This is a genomic window from Planktotalea sp., assembly GCF_965659345.1.
In the GTDB taxonomy this organism is placed as follows: domain Bacteria; phylum Pseudomonadota; class Alphaproteobacteria; order Rhodobacterales; family Rhodobacteraceae; genus Planktotalea.
On the sequence record NZ_CBFHVK010000002.1, the window covers coordinates 206,047 to 223,519 of the forward strand.

Below are 17,473 nucleotides of genomic sequence, written 5' to 3' on the forward strand. Positions count from 1 at the left end.
GTCTGACTTGTGCTTAATCCTGTGACCGAAGCTTTCGAAACAGCCTTACGCGCCATTTTGCCAGAGCATTCTGTGCGTGCTGCTGAGCCGCGCTACCTAGAAGAGCCACGCGGGCGCTATGAAACGCGCGAGGGTCTATTGGCATTGCCCCAAACGACTGAAGAAGTCTCTAGGATTGTGCGGCTTGCCAATGAAATGCGCGTCGGGATCGTACCTTATGGCGGCGGCACCGGATTGGTTGGCGGGCAAGTCGCACCAGAGGGGCCAGCGCCGTTGATCTTATCTTTAGAGCGGATGAATGCGATTAGATCGGTGCACCCTGAAGAAAATGTTTTGATCGCAGAGGCCGGTGCGATCCTCGCAGATGTTCAAGCCGCTGCGCAGGATGTGGATCGGCTGTTTCCATTGTCACTGGCCGCCGAAGGGACAGCGCGTATTGGTGGAAATCTTGCCACGAATGCAGGTGGCGTGAATGTGCTGCGTTATGGTAATGCACGTGATCTCTGCCTTGGTCTTGAAGCAGTTTTACCTGACGGGACAATTTGGAACGGCCTATCACGTTTGCGCAAAGACAACACAGGCTATGATTTGCGCAATTTACTTGTCGGCTCCGAAGGGTCGCTCGGGATTATCACGGCTGCCTCTCTAAAACTTAGTCCGCGCCCTGCGGGTGAAGGAACGGCATTTATGGTTGTGGAGCATCCAAAAGCTGCGATTTCCCTTTTGGCTGAAGCGCGAAGCCAACTTGGTGACGGGATTAGTGCATTTGAGATTGTTCATAAGCAAGGCCTCGATTTCCTTGAGGAGTATTTGCCAAGCGTGCGCGTGCCTTTCGAGGAAAAGCCGGAATGGTGTGTTCTCATTGAGGTGGGCTTGGCACGCGGGCTCGATCCGCAAGAAGCGCTGGAAACGCTATTTGAAACAGCGCTTGAGAAGGAACTCGTCAGCGACGGGCTCATCGCGCAGTCTGTCGGTCAGCGAACCGATTTCTGGTCAGTGAGGGAATACATTCCAGAGGCGAACCGTCTTGTCGGCTCTATCTCCTCGCATGATATTTCGGTTCCGATCAGCTTGGTCCCGGAATTTATCGAACGTGCGGGGAAGGTGATCGAAAAGCTTGGGCCGTTGCGTATTAATTGCTTTGGTCATTTGGGTGATGGAAATTTGCACTACAACGTGTTCCCCGATGCAGGCAAATCGCGCCAAGACTATCTGGCGGAGCGAGATGAAGTGAAACGCGTCGTGCATGATCTCGTGCATGAGCTGGGTGGTTCCGTGAGCGCTGAGCATGGCATCGGACGTCTCAAGACAGATGATCTTGAGAAATATGGCGACCCTGCAAAATTGGCAGCAATGCGTGCAATTAAAGCTGCACTTGATCCCAATGGGGTTATGAACCCCGGTGCCGTACTGGCACTATAGACCGTCGTAGGCACACAGGGCTTTCACATCGACGCCAAGCGCTTCAAGGCGCTTGCGTCCGCCGAGTTCGGGCAGATCAATCACGAACCCACAACCGACGATTTCGCCGCCCAAACGCTCCACGAGTTGAATGCCGGCTTCGGCAGTCCCACCAGTCGCGAGCAGATCGTCGATGATGAGGATCTTCTCACCCGCTTGAATCGCATCGTCGTGTAGCTCAACAGTCGCTTCGCCGTATTCAAGTTTGTAATCTTGAGAAATCACAGCACCAGGCAATTTACCGGCTTTGCGCACGGGAATGAAGCCAATGCTCAGTTGATGTGCAATCGCACCCCCAAGGATAAAACCGCGCGCTTCGAGTCCGACGACCTTGTCGATTTTAACGCCCACATAGGGATGTAGAAGCTGGTCAATCGCCATGCGAAACCCGCGCGGGTCACTAAAAAGCGTCGTCACATCGCGAAACATAATCCCTTCGTGAGGGAAATCAGGAATAGTGCGAATGTAGTCTTTGACGGTTTTCATGGGCTTGCGTCCTTTAGCGTTGCACCGCTGTCTAGCGCGGTGGGTAGTGACGGCCAAGGGCCATGATGTCTTGTTGACCCAGTTTTGTGAGCGCGTTGCTGCTTTGTGAAAAGATAGAGCGGCTCTCATAGTACGTGCCACCCACATCGGTAAGCAATCCGAGCCCTTGGATAATCTCTTCAAGCATCGCGCTTTCATAGGCACGTATTTGCAAGCCTGTCGTAAAGATGATGACAGATTTAAGGATCACGCCATCCTTTGTAAAAACACGTACACCCGCGCCGGAAATGGGTGTTCCTTCAAGTGCTCGAAAGCCAGATCCTTTGATTTTGCTGCGTGATGGGATATCGAGGAAAAGGATCGGTATATCTGGATTGCCGTCGTTTCTTGTGAGCTGAACGGCAGAGCCGGCAGCGTTTATTTCGTCGATCGCACGTTGAAGCGCTGCTTCTGCGCGCTTCTTTTTGCCCCCCAAATAAGCGCGCTCCATCTTTGTAATGCCAATTGTTAAATTAGCGTCAGCCCAGCGCACGAAAGGTTTGCCGCATTCACCATTGGCGGGGGCGGCGCAGGCGACCAGTCGGTAAAAATCATCGTCGCTTAGTGCTGTGTCGCTGTTCAGAAACTCTTGCGCATACCCTTGGCTCGAAAGCGCAAGCCAAAGGATAAGTGCGCGCGAGATCATGCGCGCTTCAGTGCCGCTGTCGCGGCACCCATGCCAATCAATGTAAGTCCACCGGCTTGCGTCAAACGTCGCATTACTTTTGGACGCGCGATTTGTGTGCGCATCAGATCGGCCAAAAGTGCGAAAGCAAACGCGTTAAGCGCTGCCAAGGTGACAAATGTTGCAATCAAAATGCCCGCTTGTGGGCCATATGCAGCATCAACCGAGATAAATTGCGGAACAAACGCAATAAAAAACCCGATGCTCTTGGGGTTGAGCGCTGTGACAATGGCCGCATGTCGGAACACTTGGCGCGGCGTTGCTTGTCGGTCTGTTTTCACAAGTCCCGCACCTTCACTCGGTGCCGAGCGAAACATTTTTATCCCGATATAAAAGAGATAGAGTGCACCGACCCACTTTAATATCATGAAGGCCGTCGCTGAGGTTGCGATAATCGCGCCCAAACCGATAAGGGATACGGTCATAGCAATCAGATCCCCCAAGGCGACACCAGATGCTGACGCAATCGCAACTTTGCGTCCTTGGGTCAGCGCATAGCTCAGGATCAACAAGATCGTTGGTCCAGGGATCAGCAAAAGCGCGCTGGATGCGGCGACAAAAGCAAGCCAGAGCGAGAGATCCATCAGCCCAGTACCCGACCGGCCACGGCATCAAGCTTCGCGAGCAATGCTGGATCACGTTTTTCCGGCGCTGTCATAATCGCAAATTCCAATGCTTTATCGCAGCCATGCGGACAATCGTCCCGTTCAGCACCAAGAAGGGCGGGCAAACGTTTAACCAGGTCACGGCCTTTGTCTGAATTGCCAATGAGGGTTTTGATGATTTCTGTGACATCAACTTCCCCATGATCGGGGTGCCAACTGTCATAGTCGGTGATCATCGCAACGGATGCATAACAAAGTTCTGCTTCACGGGCGAGTTTGGCTTCGGGCATATTGGTCATGCCAATCACATCTGCACCCCAACTTGTGCGATACATTTTGCTCTCTGCTAGGGTGGAAAACTGCGGGCCTTCCATCGCGAGATACGTGCCGCCCATGTGAACGGTGATGCCTGCATCCTTTGCGGCGGTGTGGCAAGCTTCAGAGAGGCGTGGGCACGTTGGGTGTGCCACGGACACATGCGCAACACATCCTGTTCCAAAGAAGGATTTTTCGCGCGCAAAAGTGCGGTCAATGAACTGATCGACGATGACAAAATCACCAGGTGCCATTTCTTCGCGAAAGCTGCCACAGGCTGAAACGGAGATCACATCGGTAACCCCAAGCCGCTTCAACGCATCTATATTCGCGCGGTACGGCACGGTTGTAGGGGAGTGCACATGCCCACGGCCATGGCGCGGCAAGAAGGCCATTTTTATGCCATCTAACGTGCCTGTCAGGATCTGGTCCGAAGGATCGCCCCAAGGCGTTTCAACCGTTTGCCAAGTGGCGTCCGCCAAACCGTCAATGTCGTAAATGCCAGAGCCGCCGATCACGGCGATCATAGTATCAGTCATGTTCATTATGTCCTGTCATGTGCAGTTTATCAGTAAGCTAACGAGCGTCGCGTCCAATGAAAATGCAAGAATCGCTAAAGGAGAGCCAAATTGGCGTGAGGGCAGGGGTGTTCTTTGGACGCAGCATAGTTTACGCAGCGCTAATAGAACGTCCCCCCAAAGACAGGTTAAATTCATGAAACGAGCAATTCTCGGTGCATTCGCCAATCATATGACCGCACCTGACTTACGCTGGATGCCGGACGAAGGCTTCACTATCTCACGTTTGCGCATTGAGCTGCTATCGGGTTTGACCGTTGCTTTGGCGCTGGTCCCTGAAGCGGTTGCCTTTGCTTTTGTTGCGGGTGTGCATCCCTTGGTCGGCTTATACGCTGCGTTCTTGGTTGGCTTGATCACGGCGTTGATTGGTGGTCGTCCGGGCATGATTTCTGGCGCGACGGGGGCTTTGGCCGTCGTTATGGTCGCCTTGGTTGCTCAACACGGTGTTGAATATCTGTTTGCGACCGTTGTTTTGATGGGGCTTTTACAAATATTCTTTGGTGCAATGCACTGGGGCAAGTTCATTCGCTTGGTACCGCATCCTGTGATGCTCGGTTTCGTAAATGGCCTCGCGATCGTTATTTTCTTAGCACAATTGACTCAATTTAAAGTGCCTGGAACCGTCGTCAGTGATGGGCACGGTATGACCGGTGGTGAGTGGCTTACGGGAATGCCGATGATCTTAATGCTTATTCTGGTCGGCTGTACTATGGCGATCATTTGGGTAACTCCGCGCATTACAAAGGTTATTCCTGCGCCCTTGGCAGGTATTGGTATCGTCGCGGCGGTTGTGATTGCTTTTGGACTAGACGTGCCGCGCGTTGGTGATCTCGCCTCGATCCAAGGTGGATTGCCGACATGGCACATTCCTACGGTCCCGCTAAACTGGGAAACCTTCCAAATCATTCTGCCCTACGCGGTTATTTTGGCGGCGATTGGTTTGATCGAAAGCCTGCTTACGCTCAATCTTGTGGGTGAAATGACCAACAAACGTGGCGGTGCATCGCAAGAGTGTATTGCGCAAGGTATCGCGAATACAGTCACTGGTTTTTTCGGTGGCATGGGTGGTTGTGCAATGATTGGTCAGTCGATGATCAACGTAAAGTCGGGTGGCCGAACTCGGATTGCGGGCATTGCAGCCGCGATTTTCCTGCTGTTGTTCATTGTTGCAGGCTCCTCTGTGATCGAGCTGATCCCGTTGGCCGCACTTGTTGGTGTGATGTTTATGGTCGTGATTGGGACTTTCGCTTGGAACTCCCTGCTTATTTTGCGCCGCGTTCCAAAGATGGATGCGTTTGTTATCATCCTCGTGACGGTCGTGACAGTTTACTCTGACCTCGCGGTGGCGGTTGTTGTCGGTGTTATCGTCTCCGCGCTGGCGTATGCGTGGAACAACGCGCGCCGCATTCACGCGATTGAGCGTCCATCTTCCACATCAGAGGGCGCGAAAGTTTACGAAATTCAAGGACCTTTGTTCTTCGGGTCTTCAGACGGGTTTATTGAGCTATTCAACGTCGCAGATGATCCAAAAGAGGTGATCGTCGACTTTGCCCAAAGTCGTGTCGTCGATCAATCAGCCCTGCAGGCGATTGAGGCTGTAGCAGCAAAATACGAGGAAGCAGGAAAGCGCATTCAGCTGCGCCATCTGAGCCGCGATTGTCACCAGCTTTTGACGACAGCAGGGCATTTGATGATCGATAGTGATGACGATCCTGACTATGAAGTCGCGGTCGATTATCAAGTGCGTACAGGTATTTTGGGCGGCCATTAGACCGCCCATTCATCTCAATCGTCAGGGCGGGACAGTTCGAACAGATCTTTCACAACGGCATAATCGCGATATCCCAAGCGCGAAAGCGGTTGGAAGGTCGTGACATCGAAGCGACCGTCCTTGATGCAAGCGTCATCCATATGAACGCCCGTGACTTCGCCAAGTACCAGATGATTGCTCGCGCCTTCTAACTTGATAATTTGCGTCACTTTGCATTCAAGCGATGCAGGGGACGCCGCGACGCGCGGCGCGTTTATGCTTTCGCACTCAAGCTTTTCCAAACCTGCATGTGCAAATTCATCACTGCCAGCGGGCAACGTAGCGCTTGACGCGTTCATGGCGTCTTGCAATGCGGCCGATACGATGTTGACGCAAAAGACGCCTGTTTCGCGGATGACTGCAACGCTGTCTTTGGTATCCCCGCGATCATCTTTTACACCGGTCGAAGAAAACATGACCTGTGGCGGCACATAAGCGACTGCGTTGAAGAAGCTATAGGGCGCTAAGTTGTCACGGCCCTCGCTGTCGCGTGTGGAGATCCAACCGATTGGTCGAGGTGTAACGATGGCGTTGAAAGGGTTATGGGGCAGGTCGTGACCGTCTTCGGGGCGATAAAACATCAATAGGGACTCCTTGTTTGCCCAATCGCTACCGCCATGCTAGGCGCGATGCCAGCAAAAACGTGAAAGCAGATTGGTGTACGCGCTCAAACCAGAAACAGCTGAGGATTGGTGGGAGGTCGAAGCACTTTATGATTTGTGCTTTGCGCCGGGGCGAGAGGCGTTGTCTTCTTATCGCTTACGCGATGGCGTGCCACCTGTTGAGGGCTTGAGCAGTGTAGCACGTGACAGCGATGGCATTCTTGCTGGTGCAATCAGGTATTGGCCCGTTCTTATTGGGATGCATCAGGCGTTGCTGCTTGGTCCTGTGGCAGTCCACCCGACCCGCCAAGGCGAAGGACTGGGCAGTGCTTTGATACGTGATAGCCTTGCGCGCGCAGATGAGAATGGGTGGCGCAGGGTGATGCTGGTCGGCGATGAGCCGTACTATCAAAAATTCGGTTTCTCGCGTTTGAACGGCATTTTGATGCCTCCGCCAACAAATCCTGAACGCGTCTTGGGATTGAATGCAGATGCGGCCGTCTGGGAAGATGTGCAGGGAAAGGTGACGCGCAGCGCTTGAAATTAATGCGCCACGTGCTGATCTTAGGGACATGGCCACAGATTTAAGCACCCCTGATTTAGATCGCGACATCAGTGTGATCGCAAAGCGTTACCGCAAGGCGGGGGGCGTCGGTATTCAGGTGCTCAACCTTGTTGGCGGGCAAGCTGAGAATTTGATGGAACGTTTACCTGATCCGGTCAAAGACCGTCTCGAGGATGCGACAACCAAAGCCTTGAACGTTGCTTTGAGCGCCGCGAGTAGAAGCCGCGGTGTAGTTCCAGATCAGAAATCATGGCTCAACACAGCTGCAGCAACGGCTATGGGCGCGGCAGGTGGGGCAGGCGGCTTGCCCACAGCACTTGCCGAATTGCCAGTGACAACCACGGTCCTTTTGCGTGCTATCCAAGGGATTGCAGCGGAATACGGCTTTGATCCAAGCGAACCTGACATTCAGGCCGAATGCTTGCAAGTTTTTGCTGCCGCAGGTCCACTTGCTGCTGATGATGGTGCTGACATGGGCTTTCTGAGTGCGCGTGTGACCCTATCTGGCGCGACGGTGCATGGCATTATCGCGCGCGTGGCTCCGCGTTTGAGCGCGGCTTTGGGCCAGAAACTCGCGGCACAAACCGTGCCGATTATCGGAGCAGTCGCAGGGGCGGCGACCAATTACGCCTACACCAGCTATTACCAAGAAATGGCGCATGTCCATTTTGGCTTGATGAAAGCAGGCAAAGCGCATGACTTGCCGCGCGAGACTTTGGTGCTTCGTTTGTCAGACGCGATTAAATCACTCTAGCGCGCAACGCTTTTAAGATAGTCCATCACAGGCGCGCGCACAGATTGCTCACCGCTTTCATGGCACTTTTCTATGATCCCACGCAGCACGTTTAGGTCGACGTTGCGCAACATGTGCTTCACCGGCCCGATTGACGCTGGTCGCATAGACAGCGAGCGCAATCCGATTGCTGCAAAGCACGCCGCTTCGACAGGGCGTCCTGCGTCTTCACCACAGAATGACAACGGGGTTCCCGCCACATCGCAACGCGTTACAATCCCTTGTAAAAAGCTCAAAAAGGAGATGGACAACGTATCGTAGCGACGTCTGACCCGCTCATTCTCACGATCTGCCGCGAAGAAGAACTGCTTTAGGTCATTGCCACCAATCGAAAGAAATCCGACGTCTTCAAAAAATGCTTGCGGTGCAAAAGCAAGTGATGGTGTTTCTAGCATCGCCCCAACTTCGAGCTTTTCTGGCAATGGATGGCCGAGTCTGCGCTCACGATCCATTGCTTTCGCTATCTCGGCTTTTGCGGCGACATACTCGCTATACTGCGCAACAAACGGGAACATGACAGAAAGGTTCCGTCCCGCAGCGGCGCGTAAAAGCGCCTGCAACTGCATCCGCATAACGCCAGGTTTATCAAGCCCAACGCGAATGGCGCGCCAGCCGAGGGCAGGATTGGGTTCATCATTCGGTTTCATGTAGGTCAGAACCTTGTCCGACCCGATATCGAGTGTTCGAAAGACCACTCTTTTGTCGCCCGATGCATCAAGTACGCGTTTATAAAGCGCACTGAGCTCAGAACGCCGCGGCATTTGATTGCGGATCAAGAATTGTAACTCGGTGCGGAACAAGCCAACGCCTTCGGCACCAGAGCTTTCCAATGATGGAAGATCTGCCATCAAGCCGGCGTTCATTTGTAAGCTTATAGTCGTTCCGCAAACTGTTGTCGCAGGCAGATCACGCGTTGCAGAGTAGCGTTCCTGCGCGTCCGCTTGCATGGCGATTTTGTCTTGGAACGCGGCATTCACAGTGTCATCGGGACGCAAGTGTACGATGCCCTGATCGCCATCGACCATGATTTGATCGCCGTTTAACGCCTCGCGTGTTATCGCGTCTGCGTGCACCACCAAAGGGATGGCCAATGCGCGCGCGACGATCGCCGCGTGTGAGCCAACGCTGCCCTCTTCAAGGACAATAGCCTTCAAAGATCGTCCATATTCCAGCAATTCGCCGGGGCCGATATTACGCGCAATCAGAACTGGATCAGCAGGCATTTCAGCACCTGTAATCGCGCCTTGGCCTGTCAAAATACGTAGCAAACGGTTGGACAGATCATCAAGATCTTGCAAGCGTTCACGCAAATAGCTGTCTGATACTTGGCCCAAACGGGTCCGCGCTTGAGTTTGTTCTTTTTCAACAGCCGCTTCAGCAGACAAGCCGTTGGAAATGTCTTCCTCCATACGCCGCATCCAGCCCTTGGAATTGGCGAACATGCGATACGCTTCAAGGACTTGAAGTTGTTCACCATCCCCACCAGCGGCCCCAGCGAGCAGTTTATCAACGCTCACGCGCAGGGTTTCGACGGCATCCGTTAGGCGCTTGGATTCAGTGTCGGGGTCTTCTGCAATAACGTTTGTTACGACGACGCGTGGCTCGTGTAGCCACACATGACCAATCGCAGCGCCTTCTTGACCAGTGGTGCCACGCACCAAAACGGGTTGCTGATGGCGCGCAGAAAGTGCTTCACCTTCGCCTAGAAACGCACCTAGCTCTGTCATCTCAGCCAGAACCATCGCGACGACTTCTAGCGCGTAGAGCTCATCCGCTGAAAACAAGCGTGCGGCTTTGGACTGAACGACCAATACGCCAAGACGTTCGCCAAGCCGTTGGATAGGAACACCAAGGAATGACGAGAAAATTTCCTCGCCTGTTTCCGGCATGTAGCGGAACCCTTTTTCCGACGGCGCATCTGCGGTGTTGATTGTTTTCGAACGTTTGGCGACGCGCCCAACAAGCCCTTCGCCTAGGCGCAAACGGGTTTGGTGCACGGAATCAGGATTCAAACCTTCAGTAGCGCAAAGTTCGAGTGTTTCGGCATCGCGAAAAAGATAGATTGAGCAAACTTCGGTCTGCATTGACGACGCAATGAGACCGGTAATTTTGTCCAACCTTTGTTGGCCGTCGCCATCCTCAGCCATTGCATCACGCAGACGGCCAAGCAACTTTCGGCTTTCACTTTCGCGTCTTTGCGGCATTCGATCTCGTGCCCTTTTCGGCAAATACTTGAGCGGTAAAACCGTCCCTTAGCTTAGCATAAGATGAATTGAACGAAATGGCGAGCAAACGCATATGATACGCAACATTTGAGAACGTCGCTTTCGAACGCGCTTGTCTCACGCAAGAAGCTTATACGCCAATTACTATTAGCAAGTTTGAATTTGCGCTTAGGCTTTGTCTAATTCAAACGCGTCGTGAAGGGCCTGAACCGCGAGCTCCATATATTTGCGATCAACCAGAACGGATATCTTTATCTCAGACGTTGCAATAACCTTAATGTTCACACCCTCATCGCTAAGCGTTTTGAACATCTTAGCCGCCACGCCAGATTGTGAACGCATCCCGATACCGACTGCAGAAATCTTCGCGACATCTGTGTCAGCTATCAGATCATGATAGTTGATTTCACCAGCGGTTTTGGCATCTTCCATCGCCTTTTCTGCGCGCTTCACCTGATCGGTGGGGCAGGAGAAAGTCATGTCCGTGCGACCGTCTTCAGCGATGTTCTGGATAATCATATCCACGTTCACACCAGCATCTGACAAAGGCCCAAAGATCGCTGCTGCAATGCCAGGGCGGTCAGCCACTGATACGAGGGTCATTTTTGCTTCATCGCGGCTGTAGGCGATGCCTGAAACTACGTTGGATTCCATGATTTCCTCCTCGGCGCAAACAAGCGTGCCTGCGGTGTCTGATTGTTCTTCAAATGAGCTAAGCACGCGCAACTTAACTTTGTAGCGCATGGCCAACTCAACAGAGCGGGTTTGCAAGACCTTCGCGCCAAGGCTGGCCAGCTCGAGCATTTCTTCAAACGCGATCTTGTCGAGCTTGCGGGCTTTGTCTGTGATGCGTGGATCTGTCGTATAAACGCCATCAACGTCCGTATAAATATCACAACGCTCAGCGTCGAATGCTGCAGCAAAGGCAACAGCCGTTGTATCGGAACCACCACGCCCAAGTGTCGTAATACGACCTTCGGGGCTTACGCCTTGAAAACCTGCCACAACAGCGACGCGGTCACCGTTTGCGAACTTTTCGCGGATATTCTCGTCTGGAATTTCTTCGATCCGCGCGGCGGAATGGGCAGAGGTGGTTTTCACAGGAACTTGCCACCCTTGCCAAGAGCGCGCGGGGATTTCCATCTCTTGCAACGTCAGCGCCATCAAACCTGCGGTCACATTCTCGCCCGAGCTTACAATAGCGTCGTATTCGCGCGCATCATAAAGGGGCGACGTCTCATTCACCCAGCCCACTAACTCATTGGTTTTGCCAGACATCGCAGAAACGATGACAATGACGTCATAGCCTTTTGCGACTTCGACACCCACGCGTTTTGCTGCGCGTTTGATGCGGTCAAGATTTGCGACAGACGTGCCGCCGAATTTCATCACGAGAACGGGCATACCAGCGTCCTTGTTAGGAGAAGTTGGCACGCATTTACGGCGCTATGCTTGTAAGAGCAAGAGGTGGGGGCGATAACGCGACAGCCTGACCTAAAAAGGCATCAACGCGCCGTCATAATTCTCAAAAACACCAGTGTGATCACGCGACAGCAGATCAAAACGCTCAATCAATCCTGCAGCAGAGGTCGCAGCATCAATATCTGCCTCTGCACCGCCCATTTCTGTTTGGACCCAGCCGGGATGATAAGCACCGACAGCGATTCCATCGCTTTTGAGATCGATGGAGAGATTGCGTGCGAGGTTTACCGCCGCGGCTTTGGACGCGCGATAGACAAAGGCGTTGCCGCCCGCACGCTCAGATGATCCCATCTGGGAGGCAATGATCGCCACTTTGGGTGCCGTGCTTTTGCGCAATGCAGGTAGCAAAGCTTGTATCGTTTGAAAGACACCAGTGACATTTACTGCAAAAGTATCTGCCCAAATTTGCGGGTCATAACCGCTCTCAAGCGCATGGCCTTTGTCGAGGTAGACACCCGCATTGCAAATCAACAAGTCGAGGGCAGGTTGATAACTGGCAGCAAGATTTTGAATTTGCTCTGCATTCGTTACGTCCAAAATATCGCCCGTGCTGCTGTCACGCGACGTTGCTAGAACCGTATCGCCGCGCGCGCGCAGTTGCGTTGTTATGTGTTCGCCAATGCCACGATTGCCACCTGTCAGTATAACTTGCATCAATTGCCCTTTCTGGACGGTCTAAAGGGAAGCGGAAGCACCGGAACACCGTCTTCGACCAATTTTTTAGCGTCTTCCAAGTTGGCTTCACCATAGATGGACGCTTCAGGCGCATCGCCGTTGTGCATCGCACGTGCCTTTTGGGCGAATTCACCGCCCACATATTCGCTGTTGGCTTCGACCTTTTCGCGCATTTCTGCGATCATTTGCTCTGCCGGGGTCGCTGGTGCTGACAAGGGGCCCGGGCTTTTGGGGCCGGATGTTTCGGCAATTTTGCGGGCAGGTCGCACCGCAGGGGCCATCAATACTTTTTCAACTTGCGCAACGCCGCAAATCGCACAAGTTACCATTCCTGCGTTTTGCGACTTGTCAAACGCACTTGCGGATTGGAACCAGCTGTCAAATTGATGGGCGTTGGAACATTTGAGGGCGTATTGGATCATAGCTCAACGATATAGAGTTAAAAATCTGTGGTCGAGGTGTTTTAACTTTTGCGCGCTTGTTTTGGACTAAAAGTGTAAATGATGTGCGCAAGTTCAGGTTCGCTGACTTTGCGCGCCGCTTCTGCCAAGCTAAACCATTTGCGTTTGCGCTGGCCCATCTCGCGGTAGCGATCATGAACCGTCTTGACCTTCAAGCTGTAAACAATACCGATACAAGGAATAAGGCGTCCAGACACATGATGCTTTGTGTAGGAATAAATCCCTAGCGATTCATTGTTGAGTTTGCCTTCAACACCTGCTTCTTCTAACGCTTCAATCGCAGCGCTTTGAGCGGGCAGCATACCGTTTTGTGGCCATCCTTTCGGGATGATCCAACGTTTGCTACGACGCGATGTAACCAACAACACTTCTGGCTTACCTTTGCGCAACCGATAACAAAGTGCAGCAAATTGCGTGCGCAAACCAGTTTTTTTAGCCCCCATTAAATCAATTGGGGAAAAAGGGGTTTCTTTGGCCCGATGCTCTTTCATCGCGTGTATCTTTGCCTCGTCCGCTCATGAATGATGCCGTTGAAATGTGGGCATATCCTTATTTTTGTTCGTTATATCAGCTTTTCAAGGTGTGTTGAAGGGCATCGAGAACTTGATCAAGCGTTTGTGCAGCCCCAAGCGCGTTTCGCGCGTTGTGACGCTGCCGCGTCGCGACGTCGTTCTCAAGCAAAGTAAGCACATTATTGGCAACGTCTTCCGCATTCAAACACATGCGCGCGCCTTCATGCGTTGCAAGCGCTGCGTATGGCTCGGCGAAATTCTCAAGGTGCGGGCCGTGTAAAATAGCGCAGTCATGGGCGAGCGGTTCAAACGGTGTGTGCCCGCCTTTGGCGACCAAAGACCCGGCAACAAAGCAGATGCTCGAAGCTGCATACCATTTGTCCATCTCACCCAACGTATCCGCTATGAAAAGCGCGTTCGCTTGATCAAAGCTAGCGACTTTGCTGCGTTGCTTGGCCTCAAACCCTAGGGTCTGCGCAAACTTCGCTATTTCGTCACCGCGCTTTGGGTGGCGCGGGGCGAGTATCATTTTGACGTGCGGTGCGCGTTCTAAGATTTGCTTATGCGCCGTGAGCAAAATCTCGTCTTCACCCTGATGAGTAGAGGCCGCCAGCCAAGTGCTCGCGCGCTCTGGATTGCGCGTGTGGGGCCTTGGGGCTTGGTAGAGAGATTTCAGCGCAATGCGTGGGCCGAAAGACTGTCCGCCCAAGTTTCGCAAACGCTTCTCAGATGCACCATCTTGAGCGCAAATAAGATCAAAACTCCCAAAAACGCGTGATGCCAGCCCACCAAAGCGCGCCCAACCTTTTGCGCTCTTTTCAGAAATACGCCCCCCAATCAACGAAACTGGAACGTTCGCATTTTTTAATGCAATCAAACGGTTCGGCCAAAAATCTGCTTCGAACAGGGTGAACATACGACAATTGTTTTTCTGAACGATCCGGTGATGCAGCCATGTTAGATCGAGCGGGGCAAGGCGGCACTGTGTATTCTTTAAAGCCCAGGATTGAACAAGACGTTTGCCACTTACGCTGTTGCACGTAATGAGCAGGGCATTGGTTTCTTTTAGTTTTTCTATCATCGGGCGCGCTGCGCTTAGCTCCCCGTTCGAGGCCGCGTGACACCAGATAATCGGTTCGTTCGAAAGTTCCGGCCAAAGTCCCAACCGTTCTTGAAAGTCGACAAAACTTTCAACACGGCGCACGACCCTTAATAACAAGGCAAGTACCACAAGCGGCAATGCAAGCGTAAATAAGCAACGGTAAAGCAGCATTGAAACTAAGATCTTTCGCGTTCAGGTCAGTGCATTCAGCCCTAGCGCGCGTATGTCACGCAAGCAAGCGCTTGCGCCTCGTGCAGCCATTCGAAATAGTCGCGCCATGACGTCCATTCGCTCCTTAATAACCGCGCTTTGTACCAGCGTTGCGCTCGCCACTCCGATTTGGGCAGAGCCAGTGACAATCTTTGCAGCGTCCAGCCTGAAAACAGCGCTGGATCAGGTCATCGAAACACATTCGCTCGATGCAGTGCCGGTTTATGGTGGCAGCGCTGCGATTGCGCGTCAAATCACACAGGGTGCTGAAGCTGATATTGTCATTCTTGCTCATACCGATTGGATGGATTGGCTCGCCATGCAAGGCACGTTACATCCCCAAAGCCGATGTAATCTTTTGAGCAATGCTTTGGTCATTGCGGCCCTCAATGATGCCCTTGAGAATGATTTTCAAACTGCTGATGATCTGATCGCAGCTTTGAATGGTGGACGTCTGGCTTTGGGGCAAATGCGTTCTGTTCCAGCAGGGCAATATGCGCGGGCTTATCTAAGCAATATGGGCTGGCTTGAGGTGGTGAGACCTCATCTCGCCGAGACATCGAATGTGCGTTTGGCTTTGGCTCTTGTCGCGCGGGGGGAAACACCGCTTGGTTTTGTTTATGCTAGCGACGTCGCCGCAGAGCCGCGCGTGCGCGTTGTCTTTACTCCCGATCCCGACGCCTATCCCGCGATACGATATCCTATGGCTATTACTGCAAACGCGCGCGCTAAAAGCGCGGCTGTTGCTAAAGTGCTTGCGGGTGCAAATGAAGTCTTTGCGGAACAAGGGTTTAACGCTGTACCGGCACAGGAAGTGGGGCGCTGCGAATGATCTTGAGCGCGGCTGAATGGGCGATTGTCGCTTTATCTTTGCGCGTTGCACTGGTTGCAACGCTTTTGAGTTTGCCGTTTGCGATTTGGATCGCATGGCTTTTGGCGCGCCGTGAGTTCTTTGGCAAATCAATCCTAAATATTATTGTGCATTTGCCCTTGGTCCTTCCGCCCGTCGTGACGGGCTACGCGCTGCTACTTTTGTTTGGCAACCAAGGACCGCTAGGGGCGCTGTTTGAAACGCTTTTCGGGATCACATTTGCATTTAGCTGGACTGGCGCTGCGCTTGCAGCAGCGATCATGGGGTTTCCACTTATCGTGCGTGCGATCCGTTTAGGGTTTGAAGCAGTAGATCAAGGTTTGGAAGAGGCTGCGGCAACGCTGGGAGCCCCAAGAAACGCTGTGTTTGTTCGCGTGACTTTGCCATTGATCACACCTGCCTTGCTGACCGGCGCTGTGCTTGGCTTTGCCAAAGCGATGGGGGAATTTGGTGCAACGATTACGTTTGTGGCGTCAATTCCGGGCGAAAGTGAAACGTTACCCTCCGCCATTTATACATTGCTGCAAGTGCCTGGTGGCGAAGCGGATGCGCTGCGTCTGATTGCCATCTCCGTCGTGGTTTCGGTGCTCGCTTTGGCGATATCGGAGTGGTTGGCGAGGCGTGCAATTAAACGCGTGGCGGGGCTATGAGCTTAGAGGTCGATCTCCAGAGCACGCTTGGCGCGTTTAAGCTAGATATACAGCTGAGCGCAGGGCAGGGGGCAACGGTCATTTATGGGCGTTCCGGAAGCGGTAAGACCAGCCTGATCAATGCAATCGCAGGGCTCTCGATTCCTCAGAATGGCTACATAACTTTGAATGATCAGACGCTTTTTGATGCTCAGAAAGGTGTGAATCTTCCTGTGCACCAACGCCGCATCGGATACGTATTCCAGGACGCACGCTTGTTTCCGCATTTAAATGTCGCGGATAATATTGATTTTGGCGCGGAATACGCAGAGGATCCTTTGTCTGTGAAACAGCGTGATGCAGTGATCGAAATGCTCGGAATTGGCGCATTGCTACAGCGCCGGCCTGCTGCGTTATCTGGGGGCGAAAAACAACGTGTCGCGCTTGGTCGCGCGTTGCTGAGCGCGCCAAACTTATTGCTTCTGGATGAACCGCTTGCAGCTCTTGATGTGCCGCGTAAACAAGAGATACTTCCATATTTCGAACGCCTGCGCGCAGAGGGTGGGCCGCCAATGATCTATGTGACCCATGACATGAGCGAAATTGTGCGCCTAGCCGATCATTTATGCGTTTTGCGCAATGGCAGAAGCGTTGCGCAAGGGACCGCTGAAGACGTTTTGGCAAATCCCGCAAATATGAAATTGATAGGTGTTCAAGATGCGGGGGCGTTGATCACTGGTGTCGTTGATCATCATGCCGAAGATGGGCTGAGCGGCATCCGTTTGAGCGCAGGCATGTTGTTCGCGCCACGAATGAATGTCGCTGTGGGCACCTCTGTACGCATTCGCATCCGCGCGCAGGATGTGATCTTGTCACAAAGCGAGCCAAAAGGCATGTCCAGTCAGAATATCCTGCAAGCGAAAATCACTGCAATTGAAGAAGGCGTAAGCTCTGGTTTTGCGATTGCACTAAGCGCAGGAACCGATCGTTTGCTCGCGCGCATCACCGCCCGTGCGCTTTCACAGATGGAGCTGAAAGTGGGGCAAAGCATATGGGCCGTTCTGAAAGCAAATGCAGTTCCACCGAGCGCAATCGCTCCAAGCTAAAACGCGATTCTTGTGCTGTGAAGAATTTCACCGAATTCCATGCTTTTCTAACTTGACGGACGTTTTGCAGTCCAGTATCCGACGCCCTGTTGGCGATGTAGCTCAGTTGGTTAGAGCAGCGGAATCATAATCCGCGTGTCCGGGGTTCAAATCCCTGCATCGCCACCACATCCCACTGCCTTGACAATTCTAGTAGAACCTTATTGTGCGTTTTGTAACGGTTCTCAAACCTGCGCCAGAATGGTTCCCGTCAATTGGATT

Annotated in this window: 18 protein-coding genes and 1 tRNA gene; 8 read left to right on the forward strand and 11 right to left on the reverse strand. The window is 52.9% G+C overall.

The window, feature by feature from the left end:
• Positions 1–9 precede the first annotated feature (9 nt).
• Positions 10–1,422 carry an FAD-binding oxidoreductase gene (locus ACTG3Z_RS02420; protein WP_439141050.1) on the forward strand — a complete coding sequence of 471 codons (1,413 nt, stop codon included), beginning with the start codon at positions 10–12 and terminating at the stop codon, positions 1,420–1,422.
• On the opposite strand, the gene ACTG3Z_RS02425 is transcribed toward ACTG3Z_RS02420, so the two are convergent.
• From ACTG3Z_RS02425 to ACTG3Z_RS02440, 4 genes are read right to left on the reverse strand one after another with little or no spacing between them, the layout of a single operon-like run.
• The gene (locus ACTG3Z_RS02425; protein ID WP_439141051.1) at positions 1,417–1,947 is read right to left on the reverse strand and encodes an adenine phosphoribosyltransferase; all 531 of its coding nucleotides are present in this window, start codon (positions 1,945–1,947) and stop codon (positions 1,417–1,419) included. The genes ACTG3Z_RS02420 and ACTG3Z_RS02425 overlap by 6 nt on opposite strands.
• Positions 1,948–1,978: 31 nt before the next feature.
• Positions 1,979–2,632 (reverse strand): hypothetical protein, encoded by a 654-nt coding sequence (locus ACTG3Z_RS02430; RefSeq protein WP_439141052.1) that lies wholly within the window; start codon positions 2,630–2,632, stop codon positions 1,979–1,981.
• Positions 2,629–3,255 carry a LysE family translocator gene (locus ACTG3Z_RS02435; RefSeq protein WP_439141053.1) on the reverse strand — a complete coding sequence of 209 codons (627 nt, stop codon included), beginning with the start codon at positions 3,253–3,255 and terminating at the stop codon, positions 2,629–2,631. The genes ACTG3Z_RS02430 and ACTG3Z_RS02435 overlap by 4 nt, the downstream gene beginning before the upstream one ends.
• Complete coding sequence (locus tag ACTG3Z_RS02440) at positions 3,255–4,130, reverse strand: S-methyl-5'-thioadenosine phosphorylase (RefSeq protein ID WP_439141054.1); 876 nt, start codon at positions 4,128–4,130, stop codon at positions 3,255–3,257. The genes ACTG3Z_RS02435 and ACTG3Z_RS02440 overlap by 1 nt, the downstream gene beginning before the upstream one ends.
• Before the next feature lie 175 nt (positions 4,131–4,305).
• Here ACTG3Z_RS02440 and ACTG3Z_RS02445 point away from each other — a divergent pair, with 175 nt between their 5' ends.
• Complete coding sequence (locus tag ACTG3Z_RS02445; protein WP_439141055.1) at positions 4,306–5,940, forward strand: SulP family inorganic anion transporter; 1,635 nt, start codon at positions 4,306–4,308, stop codon at positions 5,938–5,940.
• 14 nt (positions 5,941–5,954) lie between these two features.
• On the opposite strand, the gene ACTG3Z_RS02450 is transcribed toward ACTG3Z_RS02445, so the two are convergent.
• Positions 5,955–6,560: a flavin reductase family protein gene (locus ACTG3Z_RS02450; protein WP_439141056.1), complete on the reverse strand. Its 606-nt coding sequence runs from the start codon at positions 6,558–6,560 to the stop codon at positions 5,955–5,957.
• A 76-nt stretch (positions 6,561–6,636) separates the two neighbouring features.
• Here ACTG3Z_RS02450 and ACTG3Z_RS02455 point away from each other — a divergent pair, with 76 nt between their 5' ends.
• Both ACTG3Z_RS02455 and ACTG3Z_RS02460 read left to right on the forward strand, forming a co-directional pair.
• Positions 6,637–7,122, forward strand: coding sequence for a GNAT family N-acetyltransferase (locus ACTG3Z_RS02455; protein WP_375265591.1), 486 nt, complete (start codon positions 6,637–6,639; stop codon positions 7,120–7,122).
• 31 nt (positions 7,123–7,153) lie between these two features.
• The gene (locus tag ACTG3Z_RS02460; RefSeq protein ID WP_439141057.1) at positions 7,154–7,900 is read left to right on the forward strand and encodes an EcsC family protein; all 747 of its coding nucleotides are present in this window, start codon (positions 7,154–7,156) and stop codon (positions 7,898–7,900) included.
• Here the strand turns inward: ACTG3Z_RS02460 and ptsP are convergent.
• The 6 genes from ptsP to ACTG3Z_RS02490 all read right to left on the reverse strand — a co-directional run bounded on the left by ptsP (position 7,897) and on the right by ACTG3Z_RS02490 (position 14,567).
• Positions 7,897–10,143 carry a phosphoenolpyruvate--protein phosphotransferase gene (ptsP, locus tag ACTG3Z_RS02465; protein ID WP_439141058.1) on the reverse strand — a complete coding sequence of 749 codons (2,247 nt, stop codon included), beginning with the start codon at positions 10,141–10,143 and terminating at the stop codon, positions 7,897–7,899. The genes ACTG3Z_RS02460 and ptsP overlap by 4 nt on opposite strands.
• A gap of 189 nt (positions 10,144–10,332) precedes the next feature.
• On the reverse strand, positions 10,333–11,568 hold the full coding sequence (locus ACTG3Z_RS02470) for an aspartate kinase (RefSeq protein WP_439141059.1): 1,236 nt from the start codon (positions 11,566–11,568) through the stop codon (positions 10,333–10,335).
• A gap of 90 nt (positions 11,569–11,658) precedes the next feature.
• The gene (locus tag ACTG3Z_RS02475) at positions 11,659–12,300 is read right to left on the reverse strand and encodes an SDR family NAD(P)-dependent oxidoreductase (protein WP_439141060.1); all 642 of its coding nucleotides are present in this window, start codon (positions 12,298–12,300) and stop codon (positions 11,659–11,661) included.
• Positions 12,300–12,743: a DUF1178 family protein gene (locus ACTG3Z_RS02480; protein WP_439141061.1), complete on the reverse strand. Its 444-nt coding sequence runs from the start codon at positions 12,741–12,743 to the stop codon at positions 12,300–12,302. Before ACTG3Z_RS02480 ends, ACTG3Z_RS02475 begins: the two co-directional genes overlap by 1 nt.
• A 41-nt stretch (positions 12,744–12,784) precedes the next feature.
• Complete coding sequence (locus ACTG3Z_RS02485; protein ID WP_439141062.1) at positions 12,785–13,273, reverse strand: NUDIX hydrolase; 489 nt, start codon at positions 13,271–13,273, stop codon at positions 12,785–12,787.
• Between the two features lie 76 nt (positions 13,274–13,349).
• Complete coding sequence (locus tag ACTG3Z_RS02490; protein WP_439141063.1) at positions 13,350–14,567, reverse strand: 3-deoxy-D-manno-octulosonic acid transferase; 1,218 nt, start codon at positions 14,565–14,567, stop codon at positions 13,350–13,352.
• A gap of 52 nt (positions 14,568–14,619) precedes the next feature.
• Here ACTG3Z_RS02490 and modA point away from each other — a divergent pair, with 52 nt between their 5' ends.
• The 4 genes from modA to ACTG3Z_RS02510 all read left to right on the forward strand — a co-directional run bounded on the left by modA (position 14,620) and on the right by ACTG3Z_RS02510 (position 17,380).
• On the forward strand, positions 14,620–15,438 hold the full coding sequence (gene modA / locus ACTG3Z_RS02495) for a molybdate ABC transporter substrate-binding protein (protein ID WP_439141064.1): 819 nt from the start codon (positions 14,620–14,622) through the stop codon (positions 15,436–15,438).
• A complete protein-coding gene (gene modB / locus ACTG3Z_RS02500; RefSeq protein WP_439141065.1) occupies positions 15,435–16,127 on the forward strand; it encodes a molybdate ABC transporter permease subunit in 693 nt (230 codons plus the stop codon). The genes modA and modB overlap by 4 nt, the downstream gene beginning before the upstream one ends.
• Positions 16,124–17,212, forward strand: a complete 1,089-nt coding sequence (modC, locus tag ACTG3Z_RS02505; protein ID WP_439141066.1) for a molybdenum ABC transporter ATP-binding protein — start codon at positions 16,124–16,126, stop codon at positions 17,210–17,212. Before modB ends, modC begins: the two co-directional genes overlap by 4 nt.
• 91 nt (positions 17,213–17,303) lie before the next feature.
• Positions 17,304–17,380: transfer RNA gene (locus tag ACTG3Z_RS02510), tRNA-Met, on the forward strand.
• Positions 17,381–17,473: the final 93 nt, after the last annotated feature.